10 protein-coding genes are annotated in these 16,683 nt (G+C 56.1%); 5 read left to right on the forward strand and 5 right to left on the reverse strand.

Features of this window, described 5'->3' with window-relative positions; all coding sequences use genetic code 11:
* Positions 1–25: 25 nt before the first annotated feature.
* Positions 26–991 carry a sulfonate ABC transporter substrate-binding protein gene (locus tag ACP7A4_RS07210; RefSeq protein WP_426246177.1) on the reverse strand — a complete coding sequence of 322 codons (966 nt, stop codon included), beginning with the start codon at positions 989–991 and terminating at the stop codon, positions 26–28.
* An 81-nt stretch (positions 992–1,072) separates the two neighbouring features.
* A complete protein-coding gene (ssuE, locus tag ACP7A4_RS07215) occupies positions 1,073–1,666 on the reverse strand; it encodes an NADPH-dependent FMN reductase (protein ID WP_426246179.1) in 594 nt (197 codons plus the stop codon).
* Positions 1,667–1,977: 311 nt separating this feature from the next.
* On the opposite strand from ssuE, the gene ACP7A4_RS07220 reads away from it, so the two are divergent.
* Positions 1,978–7,320 (forward strand): dermonecrotic toxin domain-containing protein, encoded by a 5,343-nt coding sequence (locus tag ACP7A4_RS07220; RefSeq protein WP_426246181.1) that lies wholly within the window; start codon positions 1,978–1,980, stop codon positions 7,318–7,320.
* Between the two features lie 18 nt (positions 7,321–7,338).
* Here the strand turns inward: ACP7A4_RS07220 and ACP7A4_RS07225 are convergent, their stop codons facing one another.
* Positions 7,339–7,977 carry a peroxiredoxin gene (locus tag ACP7A4_RS07225; protein ID WP_426246183.1) on the reverse strand — a complete coding sequence of 213 codons (639 nt, stop codon included), beginning with the start codon at positions 7,975–7,977 and terminating at the stop codon, positions 7,339–7,341.
* A 294-nt stretch (positions 7,978–8,271) separates the two neighbouring features.
* A complete protein-coding gene (locus tag ACP7A4_RS07230) occupies positions 8,272–9,618 on the reverse strand; it encodes an OprD family porin (protein WP_203302038.1) in 1,347 nt (448 codons plus the stop codon).
* A gap of 499 nt (positions 9,619–10,117) precedes the next feature.
* On the opposite strand from ACP7A4_RS07230, the gene tauA reads away from it, so the two are divergent.
* From tauA to tauD, 4 genes are read left to right on the forward strand one after another with little or no spacing between them, the layout of a single operon-like run.
* Positions 10,118–11,098 carry a taurine ABC transporter substrate-binding protein gene (gene tauA, locus ACP7A4_RS07235; RefSeq protein ID WP_203302039.1) on the forward strand — a complete coding sequence of 327 codons (981 nt, stop codon included), beginning with the start codon at positions 10,118–10,120 and terminating at the stop codon, positions 11,096–11,098.
* Positions 11,099–11,125: 27 nt separating this feature from the next.
* A complete protein-coding gene (tauB, locus tag ACP7A4_RS07240) occupies positions 11,126–11,920 on the forward strand; it encodes a taurine ABC transporter ATP-binding subunit (protein WP_059765732.1) in 795 nt (264 codons plus the stop codon).
* Positions 11,917–12,756 (forward strand): taurine ABC transporter permease TauC, encoded by an 840-nt coding sequence (gene tauC / locus ACP7A4_RS07245; RefSeq protein WP_426246186.1) that lies wholly within the window; start codon positions 11,917–11,919, stop codon positions 12,754–12,756. Before tauB ends, tauC begins: the two co-directional genes overlap by 4 nt.
* Before the next feature lie 55 nt (positions 12,757–12,811).
* Positions 12,812–13,645 (forward strand): taurine dioxygenase, encoded by an 834-nt coding sequence (gene tauD, locus ACP7A4_RS07250; protein WP_048363946.1) that lies wholly within the window; start codon positions 12,812–12,814, stop codon positions 13,643–13,645.
* Positions 13,646–13,698: 53 nt separating this feature from the next.
* On the opposite strand, the gene ACP7A4_RS07255 is transcribed toward tauD, so the two are convergent.
* The gene (locus ACP7A4_RS07255; RefSeq protein ID WP_426246189.1) at positions 13,699–16,626 is read right to left on the reverse strand and encodes an RHS repeat-associated core domain-containing protein; all 2,928 of its coding nucleotides are present in this window, start codon (positions 16,624–16,626) and stop codon (positions 13,699–13,701) included.
* Positions 16,627–16,683: the final 57 nt, after the last annotated feature.

Raw genomic sequence — 16,683 nt, forward strand, 5'->3', positions numbered from 1 at the left:
GTCTCCTAAATGGGTACGGCAAGCGTTAGAGGGCTTTGGCCACAGCGGCCGGGGGCGTCCAGATCACGTCTTTGACCACCAGCGGTTTGGGGATCAACTTGAGCTGGTAAAAACTGTCAGCGATTTTTTGCTGTGCGTTGATCACCTCCGGGGTCAGAAACTGCGCGCCGTAACCCTGGCGTTTGACGGCTGTGAGGGTGATCTCGGGAGACAACCCCAGCAGCGGCGCCACTTGTTGGGTTACCTCTTGAGGGTTGGCTTTGGCCCACTCGCCAATGTTGCGCACTTCATCCACCAGGGTTTCGATCACCTTGGGGTGCTGCTGCGCATACGGCTTGGTCGCCAGGTAGAACTGATGGTTGTCTGCGATACCGCTGGCATCACGCAGGGTGCGCGCTTGCAGCTGTTGCTCGGCGGCGGCCTGGTACGGGTCCCAAATCACCCACGCATCCACACTGGCGCGTTCGAACGCCGCACGCGCATCCGCCGGTGGCAGGAATAAAGTCTGGATATCGGAATACTTCAGGCCCGCGTCTTCCAGTGCACGCACTAGCAGGTAATGCACATTGGAGCCTTTGTTGAGCACGACTTTTTTGCCCTTGAGGTCTTTCACCGAGGTGATCGGCGAATCCTTGGGCACCAGAATCGCTTCGCTGGTGGGCGCCGGTGGCTCGTAGGCGACGTAGAGCAAATCAGCGCCAGCCGCTTGAGCGAACACGGGGGGTGTTTCACCGGTGACGCCGAAGTCGATTGAGCCGACGTTCAAGCCTTCCAACAGTTGTGGGCCACCGGGGAACTCAGTCCACTGCACCTCGACGCCCTGCTCGGCCAGACGCTTTTCCAGCGTGCCTTTGGCTTTGAGCAGCATCAGCGTGCCGTATTTTTGATAACCGATGCGCAGGGCATCTGCTTGAGCTTCTAACACGACGCCGAAGGACACAGCCGCAGCTAACAGTGCGACCAGACCTCGACGCAAAATGACAGGGCGCATGGCGCTCTCCTTTTGTTATTCGAGATTCGGGTTGCACCTGCCGAGCCGTTAGCGGGTCAGTAAGGTGGGGAAAGCGTTAAATCAGATACTCCAGCGAGCCGCGACCAGGCGCTCGTTCAGAAGGTTGGGGGCCAGCGGCTTGGGGCGACGGGCCAGCGCGCTGTAAAACTGCTCCAGCGACTCGTTCAAGCGCTGTTCCAGTACCGGCGCCAACTGTGCTTGAGCGCTGCCTTCGCCATAAGCAATCTGGCTGTCATCGGCAAAGATACCGTGCAGCATTTCTTGGGCCTTGAGCGCCGACAACACGGGTTTGAGTGCGTAATCCACTGCCAGCATATGGGCGATGCTGCCGCCCGTAGCAATGGGCAACACCACCTTGTGACTCAGCGCGCGTTCAGGCAATAAATCGAGGACGGTTTTCAGGGCGCCGCTAAAAGATGCCTTGTACACCGGTGTCGCAATCACCAACCCGTCGGCGTTTTCGATCTGTTGCAGCAGGTCGATGATTTTCGGGCTGTCGAACCGCGCATGCAGCAAATCCTCAGCTGGGAAATCGCGCACCTGGTAACTCACCACTTCGACGCCTTGGCGGTTGAGCCAACCTTTGGCGCGGTCCAGCAATACCCCGCAGCGGGATCGTTGGCTTGGGCTTCCTCCGAGAGTCACAACCAGCATCTAGGTATTTCCTTGCATGAATGTGTGCAAACCGCTGTCAGCGTTTTCGCTTGAGTGAAGAGACCTTAACAGGGGATTTTTATATCTATAAATCATATTTATTCATTTGTTTATTCCTTAAATGAATATGCAGCGCGATGCTTTCAGGCACCCACCCCGCCTGGATTCGACACCCTCTTAAAACTGCGTCCCCCCGGGCCGTTTACGGGCGCATTCGCGCCTCCATTCGCGGGCGCAAATAACAGCTATGTACCTCTCAGCCTCGGGTCTGGCGACATAGGGTGCAGGTCATTACTCACAAGGAATGCATGATGAGCGAGAGGCCTGCGAACCCTTTTTATTCACCCCTTTCTGTAAAAGAAAGTTTTCTGACCCATGCACGCGAGGCACTGGCGCGCGCAGATATCACGCTGGCTGAAAAACAGTGGATAGACACCTGCGCGACACCCCGCGAGACCGTGCCCGATCCCCCGGCTATCGGCGGCTATGCGTACCATCTCAGCATCAGCTATCCCAATGCGCCGGCTATCACCTTTAAAGGCGTTTGCCTGCTGTGTGCCGAACCCAACAACGCCAGCAGCTACTTCCTGTACTCGCTGGTAGAGGGCTTTAAGACATTTGGCCAATGGTCTGAGGTTGTTGACCATATACGCCTCCGCCTGGCTAACGCGGAGGCTGGGTTGATCTATTCCACGCCTTTCTCTATGCGCCATCGTTTGGCAGAAACCAGCGACGCTGCGTTGGTAAAAACAGGTATAGCGGGCGATGTGTTTGAAAGCATGAGTGAGCGGTTCGATGATCAAAGCGACGCCGACCGGCTTGTCACGGTGACGTTAATGTCCCAACTGCCTTCTGCCCGCTCAGCCCTGTTTCAACGACTTCAAGCAGCCACTCACATTGCCGGGCCATCGACGGGGGCGGTTGAAAAAACCTGCGCCATCACTTCGCTCACGGCCGGGCACCCAATAGTGGATTGGGCATTTGAGTACTACTTGAAAGGCACCATGGTCGACAGTGAGTTCGTTGAATACAGGCCCTCTACTACCTGCAACCCGCCAGTCATCACGAGTCGCAGTGAAATCGAACTCAAGCTGATCAGGATGATGGCAAGTACAACCCATGATCTGGACGCCGAAATTGCCAAGGAACTCTTGGAGGCCTGGACCGCCCTTCAACTGCCCTTTCCGACGTTGCAAGCCACACTGGTCTACGAACTAAGTGACCGCTTTTTGAACGAACTCCTCCAGGCGCGACATTCCGGCCGCGTGAGTTCGAACACATTCAACCAACTGTTTGGGGGCATCTATCTAAACAACGGGGCGCCACTACAGAGTGTTTTGTTGCACATGAATCAAACGCTGTTTTCACCCATCGCCTGGGAGGGGTGGTATGGCATCTTTATTGGCGACACGCGCGGTCAATTCATTGTCATGACCGACATGGGCCTCGAAGTATTTGATTCGTGGGCGCATTTCACGCTCACCGTTTTGCCTCGCGTCACGTTATCACTGTTCCAAAAACGCGTTGATGGCCCCCAAGGTCTGGAACCGTCCTTAGCGCGCCATATGGCGCGCGGCGATCGCGCAAACTTAAGCCTGACGTCGCCACTTGCGTTCGGCCACACGTTGCTTCATGGCAACCTGTTTGCAACCGTAGAACAACGGCTTTTTCAAAAAGTCATCGCTGATGCGCATTACTTGTCTGAATGGATAAAAAAGCTGGCTTACCCACAGGGGTCTTATACCGCGAAGGACTATGCCGGTCTGATATCAGCAGTACTGGATGACGCACTGGATATTCGCGCCCTGGTGAACCCGGCGCTGATACCGCTGTTTAATCAGCAGCGCTGGAGCACTCATCTGTCCTTGGGACAAAGCACTATCGCAACCGAAGGTAATGTATTGAGTGTTGTGAAATCCTCCGTCCAGGAAATCAAAACAGATTTACAGGCACTTGATAACCAGCTCGACCGGCTCCTGGCAGCCTTTCCCAGTGTCGCGTCATTCGTTAAACACCTGTTCGCTCAGCACTGGTTGAGCACCAACAGACTGGCGCTGGAGATTGAAAAAATAGAGGTGTATGACTCTTCGCTGCTCACCCCCCCTGCCACACCGCCAACCCTGATTGATGCCCTGTTGGAGCACGTGACGGGGCATACGCCGTTACCGATCAAGTACACCCGTGTGCGTTATCAAATAAAACAGCAGGACAGCACCCCCGCCACCCTGATCGACGCAGCCCAAAGTGCAGCGATTCATCGGGTGTTATTCACGATGGCGCAGGGCTTTAGTGCTGCACTGATTGATTACTTCACCGAAGCGCTGCTGCACGAACAAAAAAACCCACTGCCAACACCGCCTGACCAACCCATGAGCGGTATTAAAAAACTGGCTGATTTACGCCTTAAGAACCTCTGGGCCAGCGGGCTGTATTTTTATCAATATGACCCCTCACTCTCAACGCACGACACAAGCTGCATTGAAATATTCAACCTGGGCTGGCAGCGCAATGAGCGCGCGTCGTATTACCACTTTGTGTCCGATGTGTTTAAAGTCATTCTTTATTCGCGCCAGGCCGGTATCACCGCCACCCTTGAAGAGTGTTTTCTCATCACGGAACGCGGCGGGCTGGACCCCTCCTGTTGCGGGCGAGCTTATTTTTGGTCTCCGGCCAAAAAGTTCGAAGTGTTCGCCACTCTCACGGCCTGCCAGGCCGCCTTGCGCAAACGGCTTTTTGATAACAAAGAGAGCGAGACATTAATCTCGACCCTGGGCCGTGTTCAACGAGCGACCGTGATTGCCAACCGGGCAATGCTGCTGGCCGAAAACAGCGACCTCTTTAGTTTTGAAGTTTTCGAGGACAACTTTTTAGAAGCCTTGTCGCGCAGCAGCACCCAACAACATATACAAGACCTGTCGGCGGTGATGGACGAAGCCATCGACATCAACATGCCAAGTGCCATGCTGCAAGACAGCGTTCTTAATTACAAAACGCGCATCCGCCACAGTTTCAATCTCACGGCCCTCCTTCAATACGTTGACACGCTGCAGTTTGAGGCGGCCCTGCCAAAAGCCTTAAAAGAAGCCCCCTTACAAGACCAACTTGAATACGCCAACCTGTTAGAGCGTTACCGGGATGCGGTCAGAAACAACCACGACTACTTGCACGATATTCCCGATATCAACGACTTCGCCTACAAGGCACTCAAAGCTCAGCTGAGCGCGGACTACCCACACACTGAACTGGACCCGCATGACATTGAGGTCACTGTCACCGTTACCACATCACCCGCCTGGACGGCACAAATTGCAGCGACGGGAGGGGCCGTGTCCAGAACCATCCAATCCTTCACAGCGTATGCGCTTCGAGGATTTGGGCAACTGACAGGGCAGCTATCGCTGCGCTCGCTAAGCGCGAATGTGTTACCGCCAGCGCTCAATGAGTTCGCAGTCAAAACGCTGGTGCGACACTTAAACATCGGTGGCCAGTACCGAGCCTTGCTGGGTGAAAAACTGCCCCGTGGCAAACCGGACTATGCCGCACGGTTCGGGATGTTCTGTAATCAACTGCCTCCTCAAGTTCTGGAAACAGCGTTCAACCTTAAGTTGGCAGGCCAGCTCACAGACGCGGCGTACCGCTGTATTGAACAGGTCATGAACATGCCCGATGGCGGCGCACGCGAACCTGTCAACGGCAAGCGGATCCGTTTGCGGCGCTTACAACTGTGCACATCCAGCGATGCGACCCCCGACCCGGTGAAAGGGGTGTATGTGATCAGCCCCGAGGCCCCTGGCGAAGGGCCTTTTGTGGTGTGGGCCACGTACAGCGAGGATTTTTCATTCAAGGAGTATCCCGATGAACAGCACTTTATTTTCGACCTGTGTTCGCGGGCCACACTGCAATCGCTAATCCTGAGCAGGCTCACCCCCTACACCCGAAAAAAATACGATAACGGTGGTTTTAAAGAGCCGCACATCACCTACATCTCCCAAGACTTCTTCAGTTTTGATGTGTATTCAACACCCGGCCCGGTCACGCTCTCCAGCGAGGCCATCGAAGGCAATGCATTTTTGACCTTGTACGACGACAACACCGTGATGTTGCTGGATATGGCCAAACAGCAATCGGTCACCACCTCAGAAGCCGACTGGGCATCGTTCAAGACCCTGCTTTCATTGATCGCTGAAACAGCCCTCATGTTTTTGCCGGGTAAGCTCAGCCTGCCCATCACTGTTTGGCAGACACAAGACACATTGAAATCATCGGTACTGGCGGCAGCCGAAGGGCACTGGGGCGAAGCGCTAACCCGTTTTGTAGCCTCCATGATGATGCTGATCACCGCGCGAAGTGGCCCCGCCCAAAGGCCGCATGAACTTCCCGTGGGTATGCACCCAGAACCCCCGGTCGTCACTCAACCCATCCCCGCCGCTGGCGAAGTTTCGTTATTCAAGGCCCGGCAACTGAATACCCTGCAACCCTATATTGATCACCTCGTATCCCTTCATGACATGACCCTCAATGAAGAAACCGGCATGTATAGCAACGCGGCCAACGAGACGAACTACATCGTGTTGGCCGGCAATATTTATCGGGTTAAAAAAGACCTTCAACGCTGGCGCATTGATATAGGTGAGCACCGCACAGGGCCAGCAATACAACGTGATCGCCTGAATCGCTGGGAGCTGAACACGCGTGAGCCTTTGTTGGGAGGCGGGCCAATACTGTCCAGACCTGCAGTGCCTGCCAGACGTTTTCCTGACTCGGTGACCGAGGCAGAGGGCATGCCGCAGATCCGTAGCCTTTTTCCTGCTAAAGCCGCTGCGATTGAAGCGGCTCACCAGCGGGCGATTGAATACTTGATCGAGGCAAAAAAGGTTCTAAAGCGTCTGCACAATCCGGGGCGCCAATACGAGCAGCACCGTCAGTGGCTTGAAGATTTTTTCGGCAGCCCAGGCATCATGCCCAGTCAGGTCAAAAAAATTGAAACCGCGATTAATTCAATTTTGGGCCGCCTGCTAAAGCCCTCAATGAACCCCCTTAACTCCGAGCGCTACGTCTTGCTTCGCCATGTGCCTACTAATCAGTCTGAATTGGCCTTCGTACTGATCAATGACACGCGCAAGTACATCTACATTTACGAAGGGTTCTTTCAGACACTGCTTGACCCTTTCAACACCGGCATCATGTTGGGGTTAAAACCCACCCATCCACCGTTCGACTTCAATCTGCACTTTCGCGCAACCACGCTTATTCACGAGGTGTCGCATCAAACGGCCAAGACCGTGGACATTGCCTACCTGAATTCGGGGTCGCCTTACGTCGAGCTACTAAAAAATAGCGCAGCGCCATTTCATAACATCCTCGACCAGCTATCGAGTTTGCAGACCACGGCATTATCCAGGTCGACAACGATCAGTGACCTGTTCATAAACCAGAACGCGGCCGCCCCTTCAACTACAAGCCTGCCTGCAAATACCCAACAACGCATTCTGGCGGTGACTGGCGCCCCGACACTGGATCAGGCGCGCCTGGCTTTTTTGAACGACCCGCAGGTTCGTTTCAATGTCATTGTTTGTAACGCCGACTCCCTCACCTTGGTGATCAGTCGACTGGGCGGCAATATTGAGCGCTATCAACCCCTCGCTCATCCCTGAGCGCGGGTTGGCCAGGCCCTACTTGTTCGGTTGGGGCGTCAGACGCAGGTAAGGCTTCACCGCGCGGTAGCCTTTGGGGAAGCGTTGTTTGATCTCCTCTTCGTCCTTGATCGAGGGCACGATCACCACGTCGTCACCGTCCTGCCAGTTGGCCGGGGTGGCGACTTTGTAGTTGTCGGTGAGTTGCAGCGAGTCGATTACTCGCAGGATTTCATTGAAGTTGCGCCCCGTACTGGCCGGGTAGGTGATGGTCAGGCGAATCTTTTTGTTCGGGTCGATCACGAACAATGAGCGCACGGTGAGGGTGTCGCTGGCATTGGGATGAATCAGGTCGTAAAGATCGCTCACCTTGCGATCGGCATCGGCCAGGATCGGGAAGTTGACCACGGTGTTTTGCGTTTCGTTAATGTCCTCGATCCACTTGTGGTGCGAGTCCACCGGGTCGACGGAGAGTGCAATGGCTTTGACGCCGCGCTTGGCGAACTCATCTTTGAGTTTGGCGGTGAAGCCCAGCTCTGTGGTGCACACCGGGGTGAAGTCCGCCGGGTGCGAAAACAATACGCCCCAACTGTCGCCCAGCCACTCATGAAAAGGGATATTGCCAGCGCTGGAATCCTGTTCAAAATCGGGGGCGATATCGCCGAGCCTAAGGCTCATGGTGCAGTTCCTTTTTATAAGAGATGGCGAGGCAGTGAGCGTTCACTCTGCCTGTGGCATGACTTAATTTAAAAGAATGAATGACTATTGACTTAGATCAAAAGTGAATATTAAAAACTGTTTCATTGGACGCACCCCAGCACCGGGTCCACTCTGGACTCAGGTTTAGGCAAGGGGAGCGGCAGGGAGCTGCGACTATTAATGTGTTGCGAATTGATCGTTCTGGTCTTCGGTAAACACCCTGCCCGGCATTGCGCCGGGCAGGATTTTTCTTACCTTTGCGCTACGCCCGAATTACAGCAACGGGATCGAGTAGCTGACGATCAGACGGTTTTCGTCCTGATCGCGTTGGCCAGCAATGTCGTTGCGCCACATGGCGTTTTTCCACATTACGCCCAGATTTTTCAACGGACCTTCTTGCACCACGTAGGCCACCGTGATGTCACGTTCCCACTCGGAAGCGCCATTGCTGGTCTGGCCACTTTTGCCATAGGTGTCGATGTTATCGCCACGCAGGTACACCGCACCGGCCGTCAGGCCCGGTACGCCAACCTTGGCAAAGTCATACGAGTAGCGTGCTTGCCAAGTACGTTCGCCGGCACGGCCAAACTTCTGGATTTGCATGTCAGTGATGGTGTAGTTCGACGAACCGTCACCCTGGTTCAACCACGGGAAGTCGCTGCTGCCGTTGCTCACCTGGTAACCACCACCGAAGGTGTGACCTTCAACGGTGTACAGGAACAAGCCGCTGTACAGGTTGTTGTCGACTTTACCTTTACCGTTTTTCAGCACGCTGTTGCTGTAATCGCCGTTGCTGAAGTACGAGGAGTCATAACCGTTTTTGCCGTCATCACGGCTGTTGAAATAACGCAGATCCGTTTTCAACACGCCCGGACCAATCGACCAGTTATGTACCAGGCCCAGGAAGTTCTGTTTGTAGAACTTGTCCAGGTTGCCGTAGTAGTACTGAAGCAACAGGTCTTTGGTGACCTTGTAGTCGCCACCGGCGTAGATGAACTTGTTGCTGTTGGCTGTGCGAGCGTTCGCACCACCAATCGACATCTGTTCGTTGTTGCTGGAGTTACGGCCTTTAACGTGCTCGATCTGACCACCGATCAGGGTCAGGTCCTTGAACTCATTGGAGGTGATTTGGCCACCTTCAAAGGTCTGAGGCAGCAGACGACCATCGTTATAGGAAATGACCGGCAGTTTGGGCATCAGGGTGCCGTAACGCAGTTCGGTCTGGGAGATCTTGGCTTTGGCTGTCAGGCCCAGGCTGGAATATTCATTTACCGCGTCGCCGTTGGACTTGCTCGGGAAAACCGTGCCGCCATACGAACCAACACCATTAGTCCCGCCGCCCGAATCCAGACGCACGCCCAACAGCGCGATAGCGTCCACACCGAAACCGACGGTGCCTTGGGTGAAGCCCGAGGTGTAGTCCAGCTGGAAGCCTTGGCCCCACTCTTCCTGCTTGTTCTGAGCGCCAGCCGCTTTGGTACCCGAGTCGCGGTTATCGGTATTGATGTAGAAGTTGCGTAGCTTCAGGGTTGCCTTGCTGTCTTCGATGAAGCCGGCAGCGCCTGCTTGTTGCGCCAACAAACCTACGGCCACAGCCACGGCCAAGGTGGACTTGTTCATTGTCTTGCTCCTTTGCTTTTCTAATTTTTGTAGTTCTTTAACCCGAAATCTGACGTTTCGGTGCTAGAGATGCGCGATTAGCGCCAGACCGTGACTGACAAGTCAATCGTAACTATTCATGTCTACGACCTTTGTCTAGTCATCCGTCATTTGTGCGTAGGGTAATGGCTTTTGGTTAAACCCAAAAAGGTTTATTTCTAAACTTTTAAGACCTAATAGCTATATACAAAGAAACTTCCTACGCTCGGGTGAAGGGATGCTATCGGCCTTTGGTCTAATTTCTAAACAGAATTTTATGAAATTTTTAAGTCCCTAAAGGTATAACGCTGCGCGGCAGATCAGCTGTAGAAAAAAACCCCGCATCAGTCGTGTTACGCGCGCGGGTAAGAGGGATGCAGAACTTCATAAGCTAATGCTTAAAAGTTATTTATTTAGCCATTCTTAGATCATTTAACCTCGCACTCTGCCGATCTCCGGCCGCCTGTCGAGGAGCTTCATCGTGAAATTGCATTCTCCCCTTCGCCTTCTGGCGGCTTTGTCTCTGGCGACTGCCAGCTTCTTCGCACAGGCTGCCACCGACGTCACCGTGGCTTACCAAACCACCGTAGACCCGGCAAAAGTCGCCCAGGCCGACGGTGCTTATGAACAGGCCACTCAAGCCGACATCAAGTGGCGCAAATTTGATAACGGCGCCGATATCATTGCCGCCATTGCGTCGGGTGACGTGCAAATCGGCTACCTGGGTTCAAGCCCGCTGACCGCGGCCATCACCCGTAATGTGCCGGTTGAAACCTTTTTGATCGCGACCCAGATCGGCGGCGCTGAAGCCCTGGTCGCCCGCAATGGTTCGGGTATCAACAGCCCACAGGATCTGGTCGGTAAGAAAATCGCCGTACCCTTTGTATCCACAGGGCACTACAGCCTGCTGGCCGCGCTCAAGCACTGGAACATTGACCCCTCAACCGTGACGATTCTGAACCTGGCACCGCCGGCGATTGTTGCCGCCTGGAAGCGCGGCGATATTGACGCGACCTACGTGTGGGATCCGGCATTGGGTAGCGCCAAAGAAAACGGCAAGGTCCTGATCACCTCGGGCGAGCTGAGCAAATTAGGCGCACCGACCTTCGATGCCTGGATCGTGCGCAAAGACTTCGCGGCCAAACACCCGGACATCGTCAAGGCGTTTGCCAAGGTGACCCTGGATGCCTACGCCGATTACCACAAAGACCCGAAAGCCTGGCTGGCCAATCAGAGCAACGTCGACAAACTGGTGAAGCTCTCGGGTGCCAAAGCCGCTGACATCCCTTTATTGCTGCAAGGCAACGTGTACCCGCTAGCCACCGACCAAGCGGTGTTGCTCGGCGCACCCACCACTAAAGCCTTGGCTGATACTGCGGCCTTCCTCAAAGAGCAAGGCAAGGTTGACGCCGTTCTGCCCGATTACGCGCCTTCAGTAAACGCCCGCTTTATTGCCCAATAACTCACGCTGATTCAGGAGTCGCCCGTCATGGCCTTGTTATCACTGGAGCGCATCAGCGCACAGTATCCGGGGGCTGCTGAGCCGGTACTGTCGGATATTTCCGTCAACCTCGGCCCTCAGCAACTGCTGGTTGCACTCGGCCCGTCGGGCAGCGGCAAAACCTCGTTATTGAATTTGATCGCAGGCTTTGTCGAACCCAGTGGTGGACGCATCACCCTTGACGGGGCTCCGGTTCACGGTCCAAGCGCCGAACGTGGCGTGGTGTTTCAGGATGATGTTTTGTTGCCTTGGCAAGACGTGCTGGCCAACGTCGCGTTCGGCCTGGAGTTGGCAGGCGTTGCACGAGCCCCACGTGAGACACGTGCTCGCGACATGCTGGCCCTGGTGGATTTGTCCGGTTTTGAAAAACGCCGCGTCTGGGAACTGTCGGGCGGGCAAAAACAACGCGTAGGTCTGGCCCGCGCCTTGGCTGCCGACCCTCGGGTATTGCTGATGGACGAGCCTTTTGGCGCGCTCGACGCCTTTACCCGCGAGCAAATGCAAGAGCTGCTCCTGCAAGTGTGCCGACGCACTGCCAAACCGGTATTTCTGATCACGCATGACATCGAGGAGGCGGTGTTTTTGGCCACCGACCTGATTCTGTTGGCCCCCAACCCCGGCCGTATTGTTGAGCGCCTGACCCTGGATTTCGGCCAGCGTTATAACGCGGGTGAATCGGCACGTTCGATCAAGTCAGACCCGCGCTTTATTGAAACCCGCGAGCACGTGCTTGAACGCGTGTTTTCGCAACGCGGCGCCGCTCAGCGGCAGGAGCACGCATGAGCAGTTATGAATTGACAAGCAACCAGGCCTCGGTCGCCGTGCCCCATGCGCCACGCCCGATCAAGCGCAGCCTGAGCACCCGCTGGATCAGTGTGCTGACCCTGATCACGTTGATCGCCCTCTGGTGGGCCGTCACCGCCGCGGGTTTGATCGAGCCGCTGTTTTTACCGCCACCTTCGGCCGTGCTGGAAAAAGGCTGGTTGTTGGCGACAAAAGGCTACATGGACTCAACCTTGTGGCAGCACTTGGGCGCAAGCCTGAGCCGCATCGGGCTGGGCTTGGGCTTTGCGATTTTGACGGCCATCCCGGTGGGCATCGCGATTGGCCATAACCGAATTGCACGAGGGATTTTCGACCCGCTGATCGAGTTCTATCGACCGATCCCACCACTGGCCTATTTGCCGCTGATCGTGATTTGGTGCGGTATTGGCGAACTGTCGAAAGTGCTGTTGATTTACCTCGCCATTTTCGCCCCCATCGCCATTGCCACCGCCACCGGCGTACGCACTGTCGATCCGGCCAAAGTGCGCGCCGCACAATCGTTGGGGGCCAGCCGCTGGCAGTTGATTCGCCATGTGATTTTACCCAGCGCCTTACCGGACATTTTGACCGGCGTGCGCATTGGTTTGGGCGTGGGCTGGTCGACCTTGGTGGCCGCCGAGTTGATCGCAGCGACCAGTGGTTTGGGGTTTATGGTGCAGTCCGCCGCGCAATTTCTGGTCACCGACGTGGTGGTGCTGGGCATTTTGGTGATAGCCATCATCGCCTTCGCCATGGAAATGGGCCTGCGCGCCCTGCAACGCAAGCTGGTGCCGTGGCACGGCCAGGCTCACTAACTTTTTCGAATAAACACGACGCTGATCAATCGGCGCGCTGATGAAGAGAATAACCATGAGCCTGACCCTTACCCCCCTTAGCTCTGCCCTTGGCGCCCAGATTGAAGGCGTTGACCTGACTCAGCCGTTGAGCCTCGAACAGCGCGATGCCATCGAACAAGCGCTGCTCACTCACCAGGTGATCTTCTTCAAGAACCAGTCCATCACCCCGCAACAGCAAGCACGTTTTGCAGCCAATTTCGGCGATCTGCACATTCACCCGATTTACCCCAACGTGCCCGAACAGCCAGAAGTGCTGGTGCTGGACACCGCCGTGACCGATGTACGCGACAACGCGGTCTGGCACACCGACGTTACATTTTTGCCAACGCCAGCCATGGGTGCCGTGCTGAGCGCCAAACAACTGCCTGCGTTCGGCGGTGACACATTGTGGGCCAGTGGCATTGCTGCATTCGAAGGGTTATCAAAACCGCTGCAACGGTTGCTGGATGGGCTGACGGCCACACATGACTTCACTAAATCGTTCCCGCTGGAGCGCTTTGGCTCCACACCCGAAGACTTCGCCCGCTGGGATCAAACCCGTAAAAACAACCCGCCGCTATCACACCCGGTGATTCGCACGCATCCGGTCAGCGGTCGCAAGTCCCTGTTCGTCAACGAAGGTTTTACCACGCGGATCAACGAGCTTTCAGAGGCCGAGAGCGAAGCAATCCTCAAGCTGCTGTTTGCCCACGCCACCCGCCCCGAATACACCATTCGCTGGCGCTGGCAGCAAAACGATGTGGCCTTTTGGGACAACCGCGTCACCCAGCATTACGCTGTGGATGACTACCGTCCGAACCGGCGCGTGATGCACCGCGCCACGATTCTGGGTGATGCCCCGTTTTAATGGCCCGCAGGTTCACTGAGGGCCAGAGGTTTTCCTGCTGATTGTGGTGAGGGCTAAGACCTGAAATGCCCCCTGGGGTCGGTCATGAAGGCCAGGTTTTTACGCTGTGCTTTAGGAACGCTGACTTCTTGCAATACAAAGTGGGTCGCACTCGGGACGAGCGTCCTTACAAGCATTTCAGACAGCCCGGCGGGCCTGATCGTGAAGGTTGTCTTCAGCGCAAATACCCGCTCGGCTTCATCCACCGGTGCGTTCACAACCATCGCACTCGTCCCCTTTACTGTCAGCATGACGGGGTGCAACGCCCCCGGGCGCGAGTCATAGGTGCCCAGGGCAAACGATCGGGCCACGCTGATTTTGTCGCTGACGGACAAAAACTGCTCAGTGCGCAGGGTTTTGCCTTCACGGGCCTGAGCGGTCAAAGCTTTCAAGCCCATATCACTCACCCTGTGGCCTCGATAAGTGGTCGCCTGCCCTTCGGGATTACTTTTTATCAACCTGTTGAACAAGCTGACCGCTGCCGCCGGGGGGAGACTCAAAGCATCGCTCATACCCGAGCGCTCCGGGTCATAGGCTGACCAATCATCAGGCCGCATTTTTTCATACTTGCTTACAATCTCATGCGATCCCAACTGCATCTCCGGCTCAGGATTAATCGCAGGGTTGGTCAGCCAGCGAGCGGTTTCGTTGAAGTAGCTGGACGACGCAATATAAATATCGCTCAGCCCCTCCATGATATTGGCCGGTCGGGTGGCGCGAATATTTAAAGACGTGTTGTACATTTTAATGTCTTCGTAGCTATAGCCTTGAGCCAGCACCGCATCGAGGACCTGCGCATGTGGCCCGGTGTATGCCGTGTATCGGTGATCAAATGCGTCCAGGGTTTGTAGATAGGTGCCGGGGAAGCTGTCTCGCAAGAAACGGTCCAGCGCTTGAACGCGCTCGGGCCTGGTGTCCGCAAAAGCACCATTCAAACCGAAATTATCGGTTTGGGAGACTGGATTATTGGACACCATGGCGTACACGTTGAGCCCTTCTATATCTCCCGCGGGGTCTGGGCTGACCCAACGTTGCAACCACGGGGCGTAATACCTGAAACCGTAGTAATACAGCCCGCTGGCATCGCGCTCCTTACCTGCATACCGGATCGTTTTGTACGCGGCCTCAGCCTTGTTTTTGGCCGCCCACCACGCGGTGGCACCAAAGGGGTAATAACACTCCTGGCTCAGTAATTGCGCCTGACCATTGAGTTCCAGAGTGCTGCTGCCCACCTGATCCGTCAGGCTAAAGCGCTGCTGATGATCGGGAATGGCCTGCTCACGATGCTGGTCCCACTGCAACACCCTCACTGAGCACCGCCCTGCCTGAGCGGTAATGACATTCAATTGCTCACCCGTCGCGGTGTCATGGCGCACTTGCAGGCCAGGCAAGTAAAGCACTTGCTGCGTGTGGGAGCGCTGACCGGCCAGGGTTGTACGCACCTTGCGGGCACGCTGCCCGGCTGCGTCATACCCGTAGACTTCTTCGTCGTCACGGCCGTGGTCGCGGCGCACGAGCGTGACCCTGGCCAATTGATTGGCAACAGTCCAATGCATCGTTTGCCCGGCCAGCAACGCGTGCTGGTTGCCATTCAAATCAAACCCGCTGCCCAACCCCGGATTAACTGGCGTGTGTGCAGGATCGATATTGAGCAGCCCATGATTGCTGCCCGCGGCCACTTCCAGGGTGCGGCTATAGCCTTGCCCCGAACTCACTTGATGCTGCAAGTGCGTCAAGTTCCCGGCCTCGTCATAGCGGTAGTTTTGCGTATAACGACGCCACACGCTGTCGTCCGTTGCGCCAAAGCCCACATATTGCGCTAGCGCAGGACCGGCCCCGTTATGCGCGTTTTCTCGACCCGTGGCGCGGATCAGTTGATACAGCGAGTCATACACATAGGTGCTGTCAGGACTGACTTGCGTGTTGCTCGACCAGCGCACCGGTTGGGCGTCGTCACGGATGTGCGTGATATTACCGACGTGATCGTATTCATAAGCCAGCGCTTGCAACGGCGCATGCGACTGACCCGCACGGTATGCCACCAAACGCTCCAGACGCTCATCGAACGCACAATAGTGTGCAACCGTCATTACGTTGTTGCCCGCGCGCTCCGACTGGACCCGGCCGCTGGCGTTACACACACGTTGATCGAGCAACACTTGGCGCACACCGTCTTTGAGGGTCAGGGCACTCTCACGCACCAACCCGTCAATGCCGTAAACGGTGTGCTGGCAATGGCCCTTGGCATCGATTTGCGCCACCACGTCACCCAACGCATTGTATTGCCACGTCGTGGTGAAGCGCTGTGCGTGCAGGGCCTCATCGCGTTCAAACACTGAGAGCGGCCAGTCCACAGGGTCTAGGGCGCGACGAAATGTGCGCTGCTCGCTCAACAGCGACCCCATGAACGCATAGTGGTCGTAGTGCAAGGTGCCGCACGCGTCATCGTGACGGATCAAACGGCCACAACGATTGGCGGCCAGGTCCTGGGCGGTATTGCCTGCATAAGACAGTGCCTCGACACAACGCTCCCGCGCTTCATGTGCGCCGTGTTCAAAGGTCGACGTTAGCCTTAACGCTTGATCGAACTCATAACGTTGCCGCCCGCCACGCGAGTCCCAACGCGTCAGCACATGCCCCGCCGGCCCACGTAAAAACCAGCGCCGACCCGCATCGACACTGCGGGTGAGCAGCAGGTGCCCGCCGAGGCTGAAATGGCTGCCTTGATTTGCGCGGGTGTGTGGTTCGCGCTGGCGTAAGCGATGCAAGCGCGGGTCCCACTGTTCGAGCAGAAACCCGCTGCTCCCATACACCTGACAGCTGACACGCGCTTGGATCTGATCTTCAGATGAGAGTCGGTGATACGCCACGCTGCGAACGTTCAACCCGCGAGGGTCAAAGGCCGCCAGAGCCGGCGTGTGATGGTGCAGGGAAGAAGGCATGCTCATGACCAGAGGAGAACAAGGTCATGCCAGCCTGACGACCCCGAGGGGTCATCA

It is taken from the genome of Pseudomonas sp. TWR3-1-1 (assembly GCF_049896545.1).
GTDB classification, from domain to species: Bacteria; Pseudomonadota; Gammaproteobacteria; order Pseudomonadales; family Pseudomonadaceae; genus Aquipseudomonas; species Aquipseudomonas weihenstephanensis.

What these genes read in the sequence shown, in the direction of transcription:
- ACP7A4_RS07210 (WP_426246177.1), bottom strand. Translation starts at nt 991, where the DNA reads ATGCGCCCTGTCATTTTGCGTCGAGGTCTGGTCGCACTGTTAGCTGCG.
- ssuE (WP_426246179.1), bottom strand. Translation starts at nt 1,666, where the DNA reads ATGCTGGTTGTGACTCTCGGAGGAAGCCCAAGCCAACGATCCCGCTGC.
- ACP7A4_RS07220 (WP_426246181.1), top strand. Translation starts at nt 1,978, where the DNA reads ATGAGCGAGAGGCCTGCGAACCCTTTTTATTCACCCCTTTCTGTAAAA.
- ACP7A4_RS07225 (WP_426246183.1), bottom strand. Translation starts at nt 7,977, where the DNA reads ATGAGCCTTAGGCTCGGCGATATCGCCCCCGATTTTGAACAGGATTCC.
- ACP7A4_RS07230 (WP_203302038.1), bottom strand. Translation starts at nt 9,618, where the DNA reads ATGAACAAGTCCACCTTGGCCGTGGCTGTGGCCGTAGGTTTGTTGGCG.
- tauB (WP_059765732.1), top strand. Translation starts at nt 11,126, where the DNA reads ATGGCCTTGTTATCACTGGAGCGCATCAGCGCACAGTATCCGGGGGCT.
- tauC (WP_426246186.1), top strand. Translation starts at nt 11,917, where the DNA reads ATGAGCAGTTATGAATTGACAAGCAACCAGGCCTCGGTCGCCGTGCCC.
- tauD (WP_048363946.1), top strand. Translation starts at nt 12,812, where the DNA reads ATGAGCCTGACCCTTACCCCCCTTAGCTCTGCCCTTGGCGCCCAGATT.
- ACP7A4_RS07255 (WP_426246189.1), bottom strand. Translation starts at nt 16,626, where the DNA reads ATGCCTTCTTCCCTGCACCATCACACGCCGGCTCTGGCGGCCTTTGAC.